Here is a 13,535-nt window from a genome sequence, read left to right as displayed (position 1 = left end):
GGCGAAATCGCCGGTCTTTACTGGTCGGTTAACTCGCAAGTAACGTGATGGGTGTGGTGACTCCGGTGAACCCCCCACGACTTCCGCATCGCTCGCCACCGCCCCCCACGAACGTGTGGTCGAGCCCGGACGCAGCGTCGGCCGCCGTGCCCACGCTGTCCGAAGGCGTGCGCGTACGCCTGCTGCACGCCGCCCACAGCGACCCGCGGGCCGCCGCGGAACTCGCCGCCGCCCTGACCCCACGCCAGCTCACGGGACTCGACCCGCTCCCCGCCGAGCCCCTGTCGCTGGCCCCCGCCCTGCTGCGGACCCACCGCCGGGACGTACGGGCCCTGCCCGACGACACCCGGTTCCTGCTGCTCCTCGCCGCCGCCGACCAGCACCCGGTCCCGACCCACGCCTACGCGCGCGCCGTCACCTCGGCCCGGCTCGACACCCGCCCCCTCGACACGGCGGAGGCCGCGGGCCTCGCGCACGCCACGGCCCAGGGCATCGTCTTCCGGGACGCCTGGACCCGGATCGCCGTGTACGAGTCCGCGTCCATGGCCGACCGGCGCGAGGCCCATCGCCTCCTCGCCGCCGTCCTCAGCGGCGAGGGCGAGAGACCCGGCCGGTCCTGGCACCGGGCCGCCGCCGCCCTCGGCCCCAGCCGCCGCCTCGCCGCCGAACTGCGCCTGGCGGCACGGGTGGCACGTGCCATCGGCGACCCCACCCTGGCCTCCGCCCTCGCCGAACGCGCCGCCGGCCTCACCCCCGAACCGGCCGAACGCATGCCCCTGCTCGCCCAGGCGGCCGCCGAGGCCTGGCAGGCGGGCGACGGCGACCGCGCCCGCCGCCTCGTCGCCGCGACCGACGACGACGCCCTCGCCGGACTGCTCGCCCTACGCGCCGGAAACGCGGCCGAGGCCTTCGACGCCCTGCTCACCGCCAGCGTCCGGCACGTCGGCGACCACACCACGGACAGGGCTGCCCATCTGTTGGCACGAGCCACCGAGGCCGCCATCTACACCGGTGACCTGCGCCGCTGCCGGGAGGCCGCCGCCGTCGCCGACGGACTCGGCATCCTGCCGCCCAGCACCCTCGGCGCCCTCGCCGCGGCGTTCGAGGGACGGTACGACGACGCCCGGGACGTCCTCGAAGCCGCCGCCGGGCGCTGCGGCCCCGGTGGCGACCCCACCCAGCTGATCCACTCCGGGATCGCCGCCCTGCTCCTCGGCGACCACACCCGCGCTGTCACCGCCACCGCCCGCGCCGCCGCCTCCGCACGGGCCAGGGGTGAGACGGTGACCGTGCCGCAGGCCATGGAGTTCCGGGCCTACGCCGAGTTCTGGACCGGGCGCCCCAAGGCCGCCGAGGCCGCCGCCCTCGACGCCCTGCGCCAGGCGTACGCCACCGGACAGGACAACGGGGCCTGCCACCTCCAGGCAGCCCTCGCGATGTTCGCCGCCGTCACCGGCGACGAGCAGGTCTGCCGGGAGCGCGCCGAGTCCGCCCGCGCCTACGCCCTGGAACGCGGCCTCGGACTGCCCGCCGCCCTCGCCATGTTCGCCCTCGCCTTCCTCGACCTGAGCACCGGCCGGTACGCCGCCTCGGCCGCCCGCCTCCGCGCGCTCGCCGGCTTCGGTCCCGGGCACGGGCACCGGGCCATCCGGCACATCGCCACCCCGCACTACGTCGAGGCCGCCGTCCGCACAGGCGACACCCGGGTGGCCCGCGCCGCGCACGCCGACTACGACCGCTGGGCCCGCACCGTCCGCAGCGCCGACGACCTCGCCCTCAGCGCCCGCTGCCGCGCGCTGCTCGCCACCGGGGAGGAGGCGGTCGAGCACTACCGGGCGGCCCTCGACCTGCACGCCTCAGGCACCCGCGACTTCGAACGCGCCCGCACCGAACTGCTCTTCGGCAGCGCCCTGCGGCGCCTGCGCAACCGCACCGAGGCCCGCGACCGGCTCCACAGTGCCCTGGAGGCCTTCGACCACTTCGGCTCACCGCACTGCGCGGCCCAGGCCCGCGCCGAACTCCGCGCCCTCGGCGAGCGCGCCTCCACCGCCCCGGCCGCGGAGGCCCTCGCGACCCGGTTGACGGCCCAGCAGCTCATGATCGCCCGCATGGCCGCGGACGGCGCGACCAACCGGGAGATCGCCGCGAGGCTGCTCCTGAGCCCGCGCACGATCGACCACCATCTGCGGGGGGTGTTCTCCCGGTTGGGGATCAGGTCGAGGATCGAGTTGGTGAGGCTGCTGGGGGAGCAAACGGAGCCGTAGGGGTGCTGACTTGTGTCGACCGCGGATTCGTCGTGGCTGGTCGCGCAGTTCCCCGCGCCCCTTTCGGGGCGCGGCCCGGCCTCAGGACGCAGCGGCGCTCTGCCGTGCCGTGAACGCGGCGGCATCCCATACGCCACCCAGCCCCGGTGCCAGCCAGTCGGCGGCCCTCGCCCGGAAGTCGGCCGGTTCCCACCTCCCCGCCCCCGCGGGAACCGCCCCCAGCAGCGGTGCGTCGGCCACCACCGGCAGGTCCGCCAGGTTGCAACGGGACGCCAGATCGGGGGCCTTGGGCCAGCTGCCGATCACGACACCCGCCAACTCCACCTCACGCACCCGGAGTTCACGGGACGTCAGCTCGGTCGTGTTCAGCGTCCCCAGCCCCGCCGAGGCGACCAGCAGCACCGGCGCGCCGAGCAGCCGGGCCGTGTCCGCCAGCGTGCCGCCCGCCTCGTCGAAGCGGACGAGGAGCCCTCCCGCGCCCTCGACCAGCACCAGGTCGTGGTCGACGGCGAGTTTGGCCGCCGCCTCGGCCACGTCCTCCGGGTGCACCGGGGGCAGGCCGGAGCGTCGCGCGGCGGTCGCGGGAGCCAGCGGCTCGGGATAGCGGGCGAGTTCGCGGACGGTCACGGTGCCCGCGAGCCTGGCCACCTCGTCCGCGTCGCCGCGCTCGTCCGGCCGCAGACCCGTCTGCGCGGGCTTGAGCACGGCCACGGACCGGCCGGCCGCCACGGCCACCGCCGCGACGGCCGCCGTGGTGACCGTCTTGCCGACCTCCGTGCCCGTCCCCGTGATCACCAGGACCGTCATGTCACCTTCCTCCGTCATCCCGCCGTCGCCGCCGCGCACACCGCGCGCGCGATCCGTGCCACGTCCTCGTCGCCCGTGACGTACGGCGGCATCGTGTAGACGAGATCGCGGAAGGGACGCAGCCACACGCCCTCGCGAACGGCGGCCGCCGAGGCCGCCCGCATGTCCACCGGGCGGTCCAGCTGCACGACCCCGATCGCGCCGAGGACGCGTACGTCCCTCACCCCCGGCACCTCACGCGCCGGCGCCAACCCGTCCCGCAGCCCCGCCTCGATCCGCTTGACCTCCGCGAGCCAGTCCTGGCCGAGCAGCAGCTCGATCGAGGCACAGGCGACGGCCGCCGCCAGCGGGTTGCCCATGAAGGTGGGCCCATGGGCCAGCACCGGCACCTCGCCCCGTGAGATCCCGTCGGCCACCCGGGCGGTGCACAGCGCCGCCGCCATGGTCATATAACCGCCGGTCAGTGCCTTGCCGACACACATCACGTCCGGCGTCACCGCCGCGTGGTCCGCCGCGAACAACGCGCCCGTACGCCCGAACCCGGTCGCGATCTCGTCGAACACCAGCAGCACGTCGTGCGCGTCGCACGCCTCGCGCAGCACCCGCAGATACGCGGGGGAGTGGAACCGCATCCCGCCCGCGCCCTGCACCACGGGCTCCACGATCACGGCGGCCAGCTCGTCGGCGTGCCGCTCGATCGCCGAACGCAGCAGCTCCGCGTACGACTCCTCGTACGCGACCGGCGGCGCGTCCACGAACACCTGCCGGGGCAGGACGCCCTGCCACAGCTCGTGCATCCCGCCCTCCGGGTCGCACACCGACATCGGCTGCCAGGTGTCGCCGTGGTAGCCGCCGCGCCAGGTCAGCAGGCGCTGCTTGCCGGGGCGGCCGAGCGAACGCCAGTACTGCAGGCACATCTTGGCCGCGACCTCGACGGAGACCGACCCCGAGTCGGCGAGGAAGACATGCTCCAGGCCTTCGGGCGACATGTCGACAAGGTGCTTCGCCAGCCGCACGGCGGGCTCATGGGTGAGCCCGCCGAACATGACGTGGCTCATCCGGCCGAGCTGCTCGCGCGCCGCCTCGTTGAGCACCGGGTGGTTGTAGCCGTGGATGGCCGACCACCAGGACGACATGCCGTCCACCAGCTCACCCGAGCCGTTCGCGAGCTGCAGCCGGACCCCGCTCGCCGACTTCACGACGAGCGGTTCCTGCCGGCCCGGCATGGGCCCGTACGGATGCCACACGTGCCGCCGGTCGAGCTCCAACAGTTCGGGCACGGTCGGACGGGGCAGGTCAGGCATTGGGCGCGAGATCCGTTCCGGCGCCCCGACGGCGTACGGCCACCAGATCCGTTCGCGCCTCGCCCGCCGGGGTCTCGACGGCCGGGGCCTCGGCGGCGGAACCGCACACCCCGCCCCCCGCGTGCGACCCACAGCCCGCGCCCGCGTCCTCGTGCGACCCGCAGCCGCCACCCTCGTGCGACCCGCACCCGGCGCTCTCCCGGGACCCGCAGCCCCCGCCGGCGGACACGGTCGCCCGGTGCTCCGGCAGGGTCACCTGATCGGTGCCCTCGACCTCGAAGCCGGCGTCAGCGATCATCTCCAGGTCGGCCTTGCCGGCCTGGCCCTCGCTGGTGAGGTAGTCGCCGAGGAAGATCGAGTTGGCCAGGTTCAGGGCGAGCGGCTGCATCGTACGGAGATGGACCTCGCGGCCGCCCGCGATCCGCACCTCGCTGTCGGGGCAGACGAACCGCACCATCGCCAGGATCCGCAGACAGCGCTGCGGGGTGAGGTTCCACTCCTTGGCGAGGGGGGTGCCCTCGAACGGGATCAGGAAGTTGACCGGTACCGAGTCCGGGTCGAGTTCGCGCAGGGAGAAGACCACGTCGACCAGGTCCTCGTCGCTCTCGCCCATGCCCGCGATCAGGCCAGAGCAGGCCGACAGGCCCGCCGCGTGCGCCTTCTGGACGGTGTCGACGCGGTCGGCGTACGTGTGCGTCGTCGTGATCTCGCCGTACGTCGCCTCGGACGTGTTCAGGTTGTGGTTGTAGGCGTCCGCGCCCGCCTCGCGCAGGCGTTCGGCCTGGCCGTCGGAGAGCAGACCGAGGCAGGCGCACACCTCTACGCCCTCGTGTCGGTCCTTGATGGTCTTGATGGTGTCGGAGACCCGGTCCACGTCCCGGTCGGTCGGACCGCGCCCGGAGGCCACCAGGCAGACCCGCTTGGCGCCCCCGGCGAGCCCGGCCGCGGCGGCCTCGGAGGCCTCGTCGGGCTTGAGCCAGCTGTACTTGAGGATGCCGGCGGTCGAGCCGAGCCGCTGCGAGCAGTAGGAGCAGTCCTCGGGACACAGACCGGACTTGAGGTTGACCAGATAGTTCAGTTTCACCCGGCGCCCGAACCAGTGCCGGCGCACCTTCCCGGCCGCGGCCACCACGTCCAACAGCTCGTCGTCGGAGGTGCCGAGGACGGCGAGCGCCTCGGCACGGCTCAGCGGCTCGCGCCGGAGCCCCTTGTCCACCAGCGTGTTCAGCAGGTCCATGAGAGCCGATCCTGTCCTACGGGACCGCTCCCGGCCAAGGAGAGTTCGGACAACAGAGTGGGTTCGACGTGTGGGTATTGCCACATCGTGGGCGGCCGACCGTGCCATTAGTGTCTGTGCACTGCCTACAAATGCCCCCGCCGCGCCGTCCCACGACAGGCCGGCGCCGCGGGCTGCCCCCACCACCCCCGGAGGACCCATGGCGTTCGGCTGGATCGACGAGCAGGCGTCGGCACGCCGCCGGGCCGGGCTCGTACGCACCCTGCGCCCCCGCCCCGCCGACTCGCCGCTCCTCGACCTCGCGAGCAACGACTACCTCGGTCTGGCCCGGCACCCCGAGATCACCGAGGGGGCCGCCGAGGCCGCGCGCCGGTGGGGCGGCGGGGCCACCGGCTCCCGGCTGGTCACCGGCACCACCGAGCTGCACGGCGAGCTGGAGCGGGAACTGGCCGACTTCTGCGGCTTCGAGGCCGCCCTCGTCTTCTCCTCCGGCTACGCGGCCAACCTCGCCGCCGTCACCGCGCTCGCGCCGCACGGCTCCCTGATCGTCTCGGACGCGGGCAACCACGCCTCCCTCATCGACGGTTGCCGACTGGCCCGGGGCACCACCCAGGTCGTGGCCCACGCCGACCCCGACGCCGTCCGCAAGGCGCTGGGCACCGGGGGCCAGGGGGTTGCCGTCGCCGTCTCCGACACGGTGTTCTCCGTGGACGGTGACGCCGCCCCACTGGCCGGACTGGCCGCCGCCTGCCGGGAGTACGGCGCCGGGCTCGTCGTGGACGACGCGCACGGGCTCGGCGTCCTGGGTGACGGGGGCCGGGGCGCGCCGCACGCGGCGGGGCTCGCGGGCGACCCCGACGTGGTCGTGACGGTCACGCTGTCGAAGTCGCTGGGCAGCCAGGGCGGTGCCGTCCTCGGCCCGGCGCACGTCATCGACCACCTGGTCAACGCGGCCCGGACGTTCATCTTCGACACGGGTCTCGCCCCGGCCGCGACGGGTGCGGCGCTCGCCGCGCTCCGGCTGCTGCGCCGTGAGCCGGAGCGGGCCGCGCGGGCCCGCGAGGTGGCGAGGGAGCTGCACACACGGCTGACGGCGTCGGGCCATGAAGCGGTGCGGCCCGACGCCGCCGTAGTGTCCGTGCGCGCGCCGTCGCCGGAACAGGCGGTGCGGTGGGCGGCGGACTGCCGGGCGGCGGGTCTCGCCGTCGGCTGCTTCCGCCCACCGTCCGTGCCGGACGGCGTGTCGAGGCTGCGGCTGACCGCCCGCGCGGATCTCACGGAGGGGCAGATCGACCGAGCCGTGGGGATCATCGGCGATACGCGACCGTGAGTCGGCGTCCCGGCCGAGCGTCGCCGTAAGCGGAAGTGCGGGCGCTGTCGGTGGTGGTCACCGCAGCGTGGTGATGAATCCCTCCCAGACCTCGGGGTCGAACAGCAGGGCGGGCCCCGCCGTGTTCTTCGAGTCGCGTACGGCCACCAGTCCGGCCCAGCGGCCGGACCCGGGACGGGCCGTCTCCACGCAGTTGTTCATTCCCGTGCTGCGGCTGCTGCGCAGCCATCGCACTCCGCGCAGTTCGGTACTGGTGGTTACGTTCCGAGGCAGTGCGGACATGGTGCCTCCTTACGCGCCGGCGGCTAGCCCGGCGATGTAATCCAACGAGTCCTCGGGCGAAAGGGCGTGGATCTGAAGGGTGTTGAAGGCCTCGACATACGCCTTGAGGTCTTCTTTCCGTTCGAGATAGAGGCTACTCGTCAAGTGGTCGAGAACAACCACGTCCAGATCGGATGTGCTCCGAAATGAGAAAATTACGAAAGGACCCGTGACGCCGATGTGCGCCCCGGCAGTGAACGGCAGTACCTGCAGTCGCACTTGAGGAAGCCGCGCCGCCTCGACCAGACGGCCCAGCTGCCGGGCCATGATCTCGGGACCGCCCACCTCGCGCCGGAGAACGCCCTCGTCGAGCACGGCGCTCAGCTCCATCGGCGGGTTCCCGCGCAGCACCTCCTGCCGCGCGAGCCGTACTTCCACGAGCGCGTCGAGTTTGTCGTCTTCCAGCCCCTCCACCGCGGCCCGCGTCACCGCCCGCGCGTACTCGGGGATCTGCAGCAGCCCCGGCACCACCGAGGTCTCCAGCGTCCGCATCCCCCCGGCCTGCGACTCCAGACTGATGAAGTCCCGGTACGTCGGCGGCAGTACGCCCCGGTACGCATGCCACCAGTTGTGCCGCCCGCCGCCGTCCTCGGAGCCCGCCAACGCCAGGAGCAGCTCCCGTAACTCCGTGTCGTCGATTCCGTACGCGTCCAGCAGCTTGCGGACGTCCGCGGGCTTCACCCCGCTGGCGCCCGTCTCGATCCGGCTCACCTTGGACTGGTGCCAGCCCACGCGATGGGCCGCCTCGATACTGGTGAGCGCGGAACGGGTGCGCAGTACACGCAACTCGGCGCCGAGCTTGCGGCGGCGGACCGCCGGACCGTACTGCATGGGTTTCTCCTTCCGTCCGGCGCGCGAAGTCGGGGTGACGACAGAGGATGGACGAAGGCCCCACCCGAATACGGTCGGCCGTCGGATAGTTCACCGCTTCGAGCGACAGATATATGCATATCTTGGTGGATCGCCACCCGTGACAGCCCAGGTAGTGGCAGTCTGGCGCGAAGCACCAGTCCGGGACCGTAGTCGAACCATCCGCTCCCTGTCGGACACCGGTCCCGTGGGAAAGGGACGTCTCGCCATGGCAGATCACCTGGAAGCATCCGTCACTCTGCCGAGCGATCCCGCCTCGGTGTCCGCCGCCCGGAACTACGTCGCCAGTGTGCTCGCCGAATGGGGCCTGCCGGGCGACACGGACACCGCGGACACCGTGCGCCTGATCGTGTCCGAACTCGCCACCAACGCCGTCCAGCACACGCTCGGTCAGTCGCCCACCTTCACCGTGGACATGGCACTCGACCGGGACGAGCACCTGCGCATCGGCGTCACCGACAGTCATCCACGCTTTCCCAAACGGCTGCCGGCCGCCGTCCAGCAGGACAACGGCCGGGGCATGGTCATCATCCGCTGGCTGACCGCCGAGTGCGGCGGCAGGCTGAGCGTCAGACCCACACGGGAGGGCGGCAAGACGGTGGCGATCGAACTTCCTTGGACGGCCCCCGTGCAGCCGGTCGGGGCAGGCGGTCCGCAGGAGACCTGACAGGGCTCTCCACTGGCGACCGCGTCGTCCGTTCGGCAGAGTGCCACGTCCGGGGTTTCGGTGTTCTGCTGGAAGAGCGAGCGGGGCAGGGCGGCCGGGGCGGTGCAGAGCGCCGCCGCGAGGACCGCCGGCACCAGGGTGGTGACGTAGGTGGCGCGCTGGACGGAGTCCAGGTCCGGGAAGCGCGGAGTGAAGGCCGGCGTCGGCAGGAACGCGAAGAGGACCTCTCCCCCGGTCTGGGGGACCCGCAACTCCTGGAGCAGCTCGGAGAGTCGCGGTCGGCGCGTTCGAGGGGTGTCTCGTCGCGTGCGGGGCGGGTGCGTGCGTCGGCCACGGACGAGCGGGTAACCAGAAAGGCCCGTCGCACGCCCGTCGGGGGCGGCGGAGAGATCCGCCGCCCCCGACGGTGGGTCAGCGGACCCGGCCGTACCAGACGTTCTTCGTCCAGAGCTTCTGCAGCCGGACGACGTCACCCGTCTTCGGCGAGTGCCAGATCTTTCCCTTCCCCGCGTAGATACCGACGTGGTAGACGCTCGATCCCGAGTGGAAGAAGACGAGGTCTCCGAGCTTGCGGCTGCTCGCGGAGATGTGCTTCGTCTTGTTGTACTGCTGCTGAGCAGTACGGGGCAGCTTCTTGCCCGCCTTCTTGAACGAGTAGAGCGTCAGCCCTGAGCAGTCGAACCTGCCCGGGCCCGTGGCGCCGTACTTGTAAGGGGAGCCCTTCTTGGAAGCCGCGACCTTGAGTGCCTTCGACGCCACGGTGGCGGCCTCGGCGTCGGATGCGACGCCCGGTACCACGATGCTGCCGCTCACTGCGGCGATGGTGAGAGCCGAGGCCGTGCCGGCCCGGGTCAACAGCGACGGGACACGATTCAGCGCAGACATGCGCAACCCTTCGTCAGCCGCCTGTGAAGGATGACCTGTCGGATTCGGGCTGACAAAGTTGCCCGGCCGCTGACGCGGCTTCACCCCAAGGGCTGCTCGGCGCGGTCATGGCTTGACCGTTCCGGCGACCCGTCGTGCCTGGGTCCTCCACTCCTGCCGATGCACTCCTGTCGACCGGTCATCCGGGCGGCGGCAGGACTCGGCGTCCACCCGGATCGCCCCGCCGCTGCGGCGGGGGCTTGTCGTCAGGAAGGGATCTTGACGCACGAACGTCCGAAAATCCCAACGGAACCATGGATTTGTGGTCTTACTCACCACTCACCCGTTCGGGTGGACAGAATGATTTCGGCTGTTGTGTCCACGTGTTCGAGGAGGTCCGCACCAGCACCGGAACAGTGCATTCCGACCGCGTAGCGGGCGCGTTGTGCAACTTCACAGGTCCTCACGACGTATGGGCCGATGGGTCGATCGCGGTAGGCCGTCCGGAGGGCGCGAAGCCCGGGCCGGACGCCCCGTCAGTAGTACGGAGAGCGGCCCGGGATCGGTTCAGGCGGGCCAGTCCTCCGGCTCCGGGGGTAGCGCCACCAGGCCCGTCCGCCGCTTTCCGTCGAGGACCCGCAGGGCGCGCGCGAGCGTCGGGGCGTGCACCTCGTTCTCCCCGCGCCTGTGCATCAGTTCGAGCGCGTCGCGCAGAGCGGTCGCCTTGGCGACGAGCGCCTGCGCCGCACGCAACCCGCGGTACGTGTCGCCCGGGCGCGCCGGATTGATCCGGCCGACCAGGTCGACCACGTCCAGGTAACGGTCGATCAGCTCCGCCTCGGCGCGCGTGAGCGCGGGCAGCGGCGGCAGTTCGGGTGGGAGCATCGGTGGCTCACCTCGCGCCGGGGAGCGTGGGCGAGGTCCTGCGGCTCGGGATCACCCGGTCCGCCAGGCCGTACTCCACCGCCGCCTCGGCGTCGAGGAACTTGTCCCGCTCGATGTCGGCACTGATCCGCTCGGGGCTCTGGCCCGTGTGCCGGACGAGCATCTCCTCCAGCTTCCGGCGGTTGCGCATCAGCTCCTCGGCCCGGATCGCCAGATCGCTCGCCTGTCCCTCGATCCGGTCGGCCACCGCCGGTTGGTGGATCAGTACGCGTGCCCCCGGCAGCATGAACCGCTTGCCCGGTGTGCCCGCCGCCAGCAGCACCGCGGCGGCCGACCCCGCCTGTCCCAGACAGATGGTCTCCACGTCACAGGTGACGAACCGGATCGTGTCGTAGAGCGCTGTCATCGCGCTGAACGAGCCGCCCGGCGAGTTGATGTACAGCGAGATGTCGCGGTCCGGCGACTGGTACTCGAGGTGCATGAACTGCGCCATCACGTCGTTCGCCGACGTGTCGTCGATCTGCGTCCCGAGGAACACGATCCGTTCTTCCAGCAACTTCGAGTACGGATCCATCGTTCGGTGACCCGCACTGGTGCGCTCGGTGAACTCGGGCAGCACATGACGGGCCGAGGGTCGGTTCGCGGGCATGGGGCGCGCCTCCTCTGATCGATTTCTGTACAGAATGTACAGGACGTACGAGGCGATGAGGAGGGGAGTCGAAGGAAGAGGAAAAGGACGGAGCCCCGGACCGAGGTGGTCCGGGGCTCCGAGGAGTGCGGGGCGGGGAACTCAGTTGATGGCCACGGGGGCGGGTCTGCCCGAGAAGGTGATCGGGGGCCAGCCCTTCGAGACCGCGATCGCGGACAGGGCGCTCGCGATCTCGGCGGGCGTGACGACATTCTCCGCTGGTGGCGTGTCGCCGTTCCATCCGGAGATCTCCAACGTGAACCCGATCTTCAGGTAGTAGTAGGCATCCTCGTCCTCCACGCTCAGACTGGAATTCCCCGAGAACTCGGTGCCGGGCGGGAACTCCACCGCTGCCGCCTCGCTCTCGGCGCTCGCGCCCACCGCGGTGCTCGCGCCCACCGTCGAAGCCGCCTGCGCCGTCCCGCCCGACGCGAGTACCGCCCCCGCCGCCGCCGATCCCGAGTACCCGAGCAGCGAACGCCTGGAAAAGCTGGACATGGATCCCCCTCTGTTCGGTTGTCATGGACGCCTCCTGCGGGAGGGCCAGCCCGATCGTACGAACGGAGAGATCGTCGCGGAGCAGAATGGGATCTTCCGCTCGGGGCGGCGCGCGGCGCCCGGTCTAAGCTGGGCTTCATGGCCTACGAGATTCCGGTGACGCAAGCCAGGGCTGAGCTCGCCGATCTGATCAACCGCGTGGTCTACGGCGGCGAGCGCGTCGTCGTGACGCGGCACGGGAAGCCCCTCGTCGCCCTGGTCTCCGCCGCCGACCTGGAGCAGCTCGAAGCCCTCCAGGAACCCGCGGACGAGCCGGTGATCAGCGCCGTCTCCCGAGTCCGTGAGGGCACGCCGACGCCCAGGGAGCAGCAGCGGTTCGGCATCGCGGCGGAGCATCGGGGGCCGGGGGCTTCATAGGGACCGAGAGGCCGTGCGCCCCCGTCCGCCACAGCGGGGGCGCGCGGCCGGTCAGGGTGGTGGGGCGGTCCGGGGGTGGTGGCTGGCTCGGCTTCGGTGGTGGGTCAGTGCGCCGGGGCCGGGGCCGGGGCCGGGGCCGGGTCCGGGTCCGGGGTCGGTGCGGCCGTGGCCCGCTCGGTGGGCTTCGGGCGGCGCTTGAGCAGGTCACCCAGGAGGACCGCCGCCAGGCCGAAGGCCGCCCACGTGGTCAGGACGAGGGCCGGCGTGAGAGCGGCTGCGCCGTCGAAGAAGGACACCGAGCGCAACAGTGACGCACCCGCACCCGGCGGGAGGAACTGGCCGAGCGCCCCCACCGGTTCGGGGAGCATCCGCGGTGCCGTGGAGGCGCCAGCGAACGGGTTGCCGAGGAACACGGTCAGCAGGGCGCCCAGACCGATGCCCGCCCTGCCGAGCAGCGCGGCGAAGCCGGCCACGGTGGCACCGACGGCGAGTGTCGCCAGGCTCAGCACGCCGGCCTCGGCCCACTGGTTCCCACCGAGCACGCCCAGCCAGCTGTCCGCGATCGCGGTGCGACGATCCCGACGAGGGCGGCGGCCCCGACCAGCGCGGCGGCCGCGCGCCCCCGGCGCAGTACGAGCAGGGTGACCGCGGCGCCGGAGGCGGTGCCGGCCAGAGCCAGCGGCAGCACGCTCGAAGCGATGGCCGAGCCCCGCGGGTCGTTCGCCGGGGTGGCCACCACGTCGGCGGACATCACCCGGACGCCCTCCTCGGCGGCCTGCTGGGTCACGGCCTGCTGCAGCAACTGGGCGACCATCGGGTTCGCGGCCGAGGCGGTGAGCAGCTTGGGTCCGGCCTGGGTGACGACCACCGCGCCGTATACGGTCCGGTCCTCGATCGCGTCCCGGGCGGCCGCCTCGTCGGCGTAGTGGTGGATCTCGAAGGCCCCCTCCCGCTGATGCAGCTGCCGCTCGACCTGGGCGGTGGCGGTGGCCGGTCCGGCCACGCCGAGCGGCAGGTCGCGGGGCGCGGTGCGGGCGTTGGGCCAGGCGAAGGCCCAGAGGGCGAGCGCCGCGATGATCGGGATCAGGACGATGACCGCGGCCATGCGGCGGCTCGGGGGTATCGAGTGCGAGAGGGCCGGGGCCGCCGCGCCGCCGCCGGCGGGGGCGGGGGTGGTGCCCGCGCCTGTGTCTGTGGCCTGGGCCGAGGTGGGTGCGGCGGGCGGGGCGGACATGGTTCTCCTTAGGGGGCCGAACCGCTTCGCGGCGGAACGACGCACGTGGATCACGGTCCGGTTAACGTCGCCGAAACGCCGCCCAATTAGCCTGCGGCCACGCCACCAGCGAATTTGCCCGGTGGCGAGGCAACCGGACCCCGCACGGT

13 protein-coding genes, 2 pseudogenes and 1 riboswitch are annotated in these 13,535 nt (G+C 72.4%); of the genes and pseudogenes, 4 read left to right on the top strand and 11 right to left on the bottom strand.

Annotation, left to right across the window (positions count from 1 at the left end):
• Positions 1 to 47: 47 nt before the first annotated feature.
• Positions 48 to 2,264, top strand: coding sequence for a LuxR C-terminal-related transcriptional regulator (locus tag OG272_RS07285; RefSeq protein ID WP_405892914.1), 2,217 nt, complete (start codon positions 48 to 50; stop codon positions 2,262 to 2,264).
• Positions 2,265 to 2,345: 81 nt separating this feature from the next.
• On the opposite strand, the gene bioD is transcribed toward OG272_RS07285, so the two are convergent.
• Genes bioD through bioB form a run of 3 tightly spaced genes read right to left on the bottom strand, consistent with a single transcriptional unit; the run spans position 2,346 to position 5,612 of the window.
• A complete protein-coding gene (bioD, locus tag OG272_RS07280) occupies positions 2,346 to 3,071 on the bottom strand; it encodes a dethiobiotin synthase (protein WP_326584325.1) in 726 nt (241 codons plus the stop codon).
• 14 nt (positions 3,072 to 3,085) lie between these two features.
• A complete protein-coding gene (locus OG272_RS07275) occupies positions 3,086 to 4,375 on the bottom strand; it encodes an adenosylmethionine--8-amino-7-oxononanoate transaminase (RefSeq protein ID WP_405892912.1) in 1,290 nt (429 codons plus the stop codon).
• The gene (bioB, locus tag OG272_RS07270; RefSeq protein ID WP_326584327.1) at positions 4,368 to 5,612 is read right to left on the bottom strand and encodes a biotin synthase BioB; all 1,245 of its coding nucleotides are present in this window, start codon (positions 5,610 to 5,612) and stop codon (positions 4,368 to 4,370) included. The genes OG272_RS07275 and bioB overlap by 8 nt, the downstream gene beginning before the upstream one ends.
• A 199-nt stretch (positions 5,613 to 5,811) precedes the next feature.
• Between bioB and OG272_RS07265 the strand changes: the two genes are divergently transcribed.
• Positions 5,812 to 6,942 (top strand): 8-amino-7-oxononanoate synthase, encoded by a 1,131-nt coding sequence (locus OG272_RS07265; protein ID WP_326584328.1) that lies wholly within the window; start codon positions 5,812 to 5,814, stop codon positions 6,940 to 6,942.
• 57 nt (positions 6,943 to 6,999) lie between these two features.
• Here the strand turns inward: OG272_RS07265 and OG272_RS07260 are convergent, their stop codons facing one another.
• Both OG272_RS07260 and OG272_RS07255 read right to left on the bottom strand, forming a co-directional pair.
• Positions 7,000 to 7,224 carry a DUF397 domain-containing protein gene (locus OG272_RS07260; RefSeq protein ID WP_327730747.1) on the bottom strand — a complete coding sequence of 75 codons (225 nt, stop codon included), beginning with the start codon at positions 7,222 to 7,224 and terminating at the stop codon, positions 7,000 to 7,002.
• 9 nt (positions 7,225 to 7,233) lie between these two features.
• Entirely contained in the window at positions 7,234 to 8,094 is an 861-nt protein-coding gene (locus OG272_RS07255; RefSeq protein ID WP_327730748.1) for a helix-turn-helix transcriptional regulator, read from the bottom strand.
• A 247-nt stretch (positions 8,095 to 8,341) separates the two neighbouring features.
• On the opposite strand from OG272_RS07255, the gene OG272_RS07250 reads away from it, so the two are divergent.
• Positions 8,342 to 8,800, top strand: coding sequence for an ATP-binding protein (locus OG272_RS07250; protein WP_326584331.1), 459 nt, complete (start codon positions 8,342 to 8,344; stop codon positions 8,798 to 8,800).
• 56 nt (positions 8,801 to 8,856) lie between these two features.
• On the opposite strand, the pseudogene OG272_RS07245 reads toward OG272_RS07250, so the two are convergent.
• The 5 genes and pseudogenes from OG272_RS07245 to OG272_RS07225 form a co-directional block, all read right to left on the bottom strand.
• Positions 8,857 to 9,134: pseudogene (locus OG272_RS07245) on the bottom strand (DUF6328 family protein); the annotation flags it as partial.
• Between the two features lie 77 nt (positions 9,135 to 9,211).
• Positions 9,212 to 9,685 (bottom strand): C40 family peptidase, encoded by a 474-nt coding sequence (locus OG272_RS07240; protein WP_326584332.1) that lies wholly within the window; start codon positions 9,683 to 9,685, stop codon positions 9,212 to 9,214.
• 3 nt (positions 9,686 to 9,688) lie between these two features.
• Positions 9,689 to 9,900: riboswitch (cyclic di-AMP (ydaO/yuaA leader) on the bottom strand.
• Between the two features lie 331 nt (positions 9,901 to 10,231).
• Positions 10,232 to 10,549 carry a hypothetical protein gene (locus OG272_RS07235; RefSeq protein ID WP_405892909.1) on the bottom strand — a complete coding sequence of 106 codons (318 nt, stop codon included), beginning with the start codon at positions 10,547 to 10,549 and terminating at the stop codon, positions 10,232 to 10,234.
• 7 nt (positions 10,550 to 10,556) lie between these two features.
• On the bottom strand, positions 10,557 to 11,198 hold the full coding sequence (locus tag OG272_RS07230; RefSeq protein ID WP_328507660.1) for an ATP-dependent Clp protease proteolytic subunit: 642 nt from the start codon (positions 11,196 to 11,198) through the stop codon (positions 10,557 to 10,559).
• 141 nt (positions 11,199 to 11,339) lie between these two features.
• Entirely contained in the window at positions 11,340 to 11,735 is a 396-nt protein-coding gene (locus tag OG272_RS07225; protein ID WP_405892907.1) for a hypothetical protein, read from the bottom strand.
• 138 nt (positions 11,736 to 11,873) lie between these two features.
• Here OG272_RS07225 and OG272_RS07220 point away from each other — a divergent pair, with 138 nt between their 5' ends.
• The gene (locus OG272_RS07220) at positions 11,874 to 12,152 is read left to right on the top strand and encodes a type II toxin-antitoxin system Phd/YefM family antitoxin (protein ID WP_405892906.1); all 279 of its coding nucleotides are present in this window, start codon (positions 11,874 to 11,876) and stop codon (positions 12,150 to 12,152) included.
• Positions 12,153 to 12,256: 104 nt separating this feature from the next.
• Here OG272_RS07220 and OG272_RS07215 read toward each other — a convergent pair.
• A pseudogene (locus OG272_RS07215) lies at positions 12,257 to 13,257 on the bottom strand (ABC transporter permease).
• Between the last annotated feature and the right edge of the window lie 278 nt (positions 13,258 to 13,535).

This window comes from Streptomyces sp. NBC_00104, assembly GCF_045160825.1.
GTDB lineage: Bacteria > Actinomycetota > Actinomycetes > Streptomycetales > Streptomycetaceae > Streptomyces.
Note: the sequence above shows the minus strand (reverse complement) of the source record. Positions and strands in the feature narration are given on the sequence as shown.

Excerpts from the sequence above, each read along its gene's own strand:
- bioD (WP_326584325.1), bottom strand. The coding sequence starts at position 3,071 with ATGACGGTCCTGGTGATCACGGGGACGGGCACGGAGGTCGGCAAGACG.
- OG272_RS07225 (WP_405892907.1), bottom strand. The coding sequence starts at position 11,735 with ATGTCCAGCTTTTCCAGGCGTTCGCTGCTCGGGTACTCGGGATCGGCG.
- OG272_RS07235 (WP_405892909.1), bottom strand. The coding sequence starts at position 10,549 with ATGCTCCCACCCGAACTGCCGCCGCTGCCCGCGCTCACGCGCGCCGAG.
- OG272_RS07220 (WP_405892906.1), top strand. The coding sequence starts at position 11,874 with ATGGCCTACGAGATTCCGGTGACGCAAGCCAGGGCTGAGCTCGCCGAT.
- OG272_RS07285 (WP_405892914.1), top strand. The coding sequence starts at position 48 with ATGGGTGTGGTGACTCCGGTGAACCCCCCACGACTTCCGCATCGCTCG.
- OG272_RS07240 (WP_326584332.1), bottom strand. The coding sequence starts at position 9,685 with ATGTCTGCGCTGAATCGTGTCCCGTCGCTGTTGACCCGGGCCGGCACG.
- OG272_RS07265 (WP_326584328.1), top strand. The coding sequence starts at position 5,812 with ATGGCGTTCGGCTGGATCGACGAGCAGGCGTCGGCACGCCGCCGGGCC.
- OG272_RS07260 (WP_327730747.1), bottom strand. The coding sequence starts at position 7,224 with ATGTCCGCACTGCCTCGGAACGTAACCACCAGTACCGAACTGCGCGGA.
- OG272_RS07275 (WP_405892912.1), bottom strand. The coding sequence starts at position 4,375 with ATGCCTGACCTGCCCCGTCCGACCGTGCCCGAACTGTTGGAGCTCGAC.
- OG272_RS07250 (WP_326584331.1), top strand. The coding sequence starts at position 8,342 with ATGGCAGATCACCTGGAAGCATCCGTCACTCTGCCGAGCGATCCCGCC.
- OG272_RS07230 (WP_328507660.1), bottom strand. The coding sequence starts at position 11,198 with ATGCCCGCGAACCGACCCTCGGCCCGTCATGTGCTGCCCGAGTTCACC.
- bioB (WP_326584327.1), bottom strand. The coding sequence starts at position 5,612 with ATGGACCTGCTGAACACGCTGGTGGACAAGGGGCTCCGGCGCGAGCCG.
- OG272_RS07255 (WP_327730748.1), bottom strand. The coding sequence starts at position 8,094 with ATGCAGTACGGTCCGGCGGTCCGCCGCCGCAAGCTCGGCGCCGAGTTG.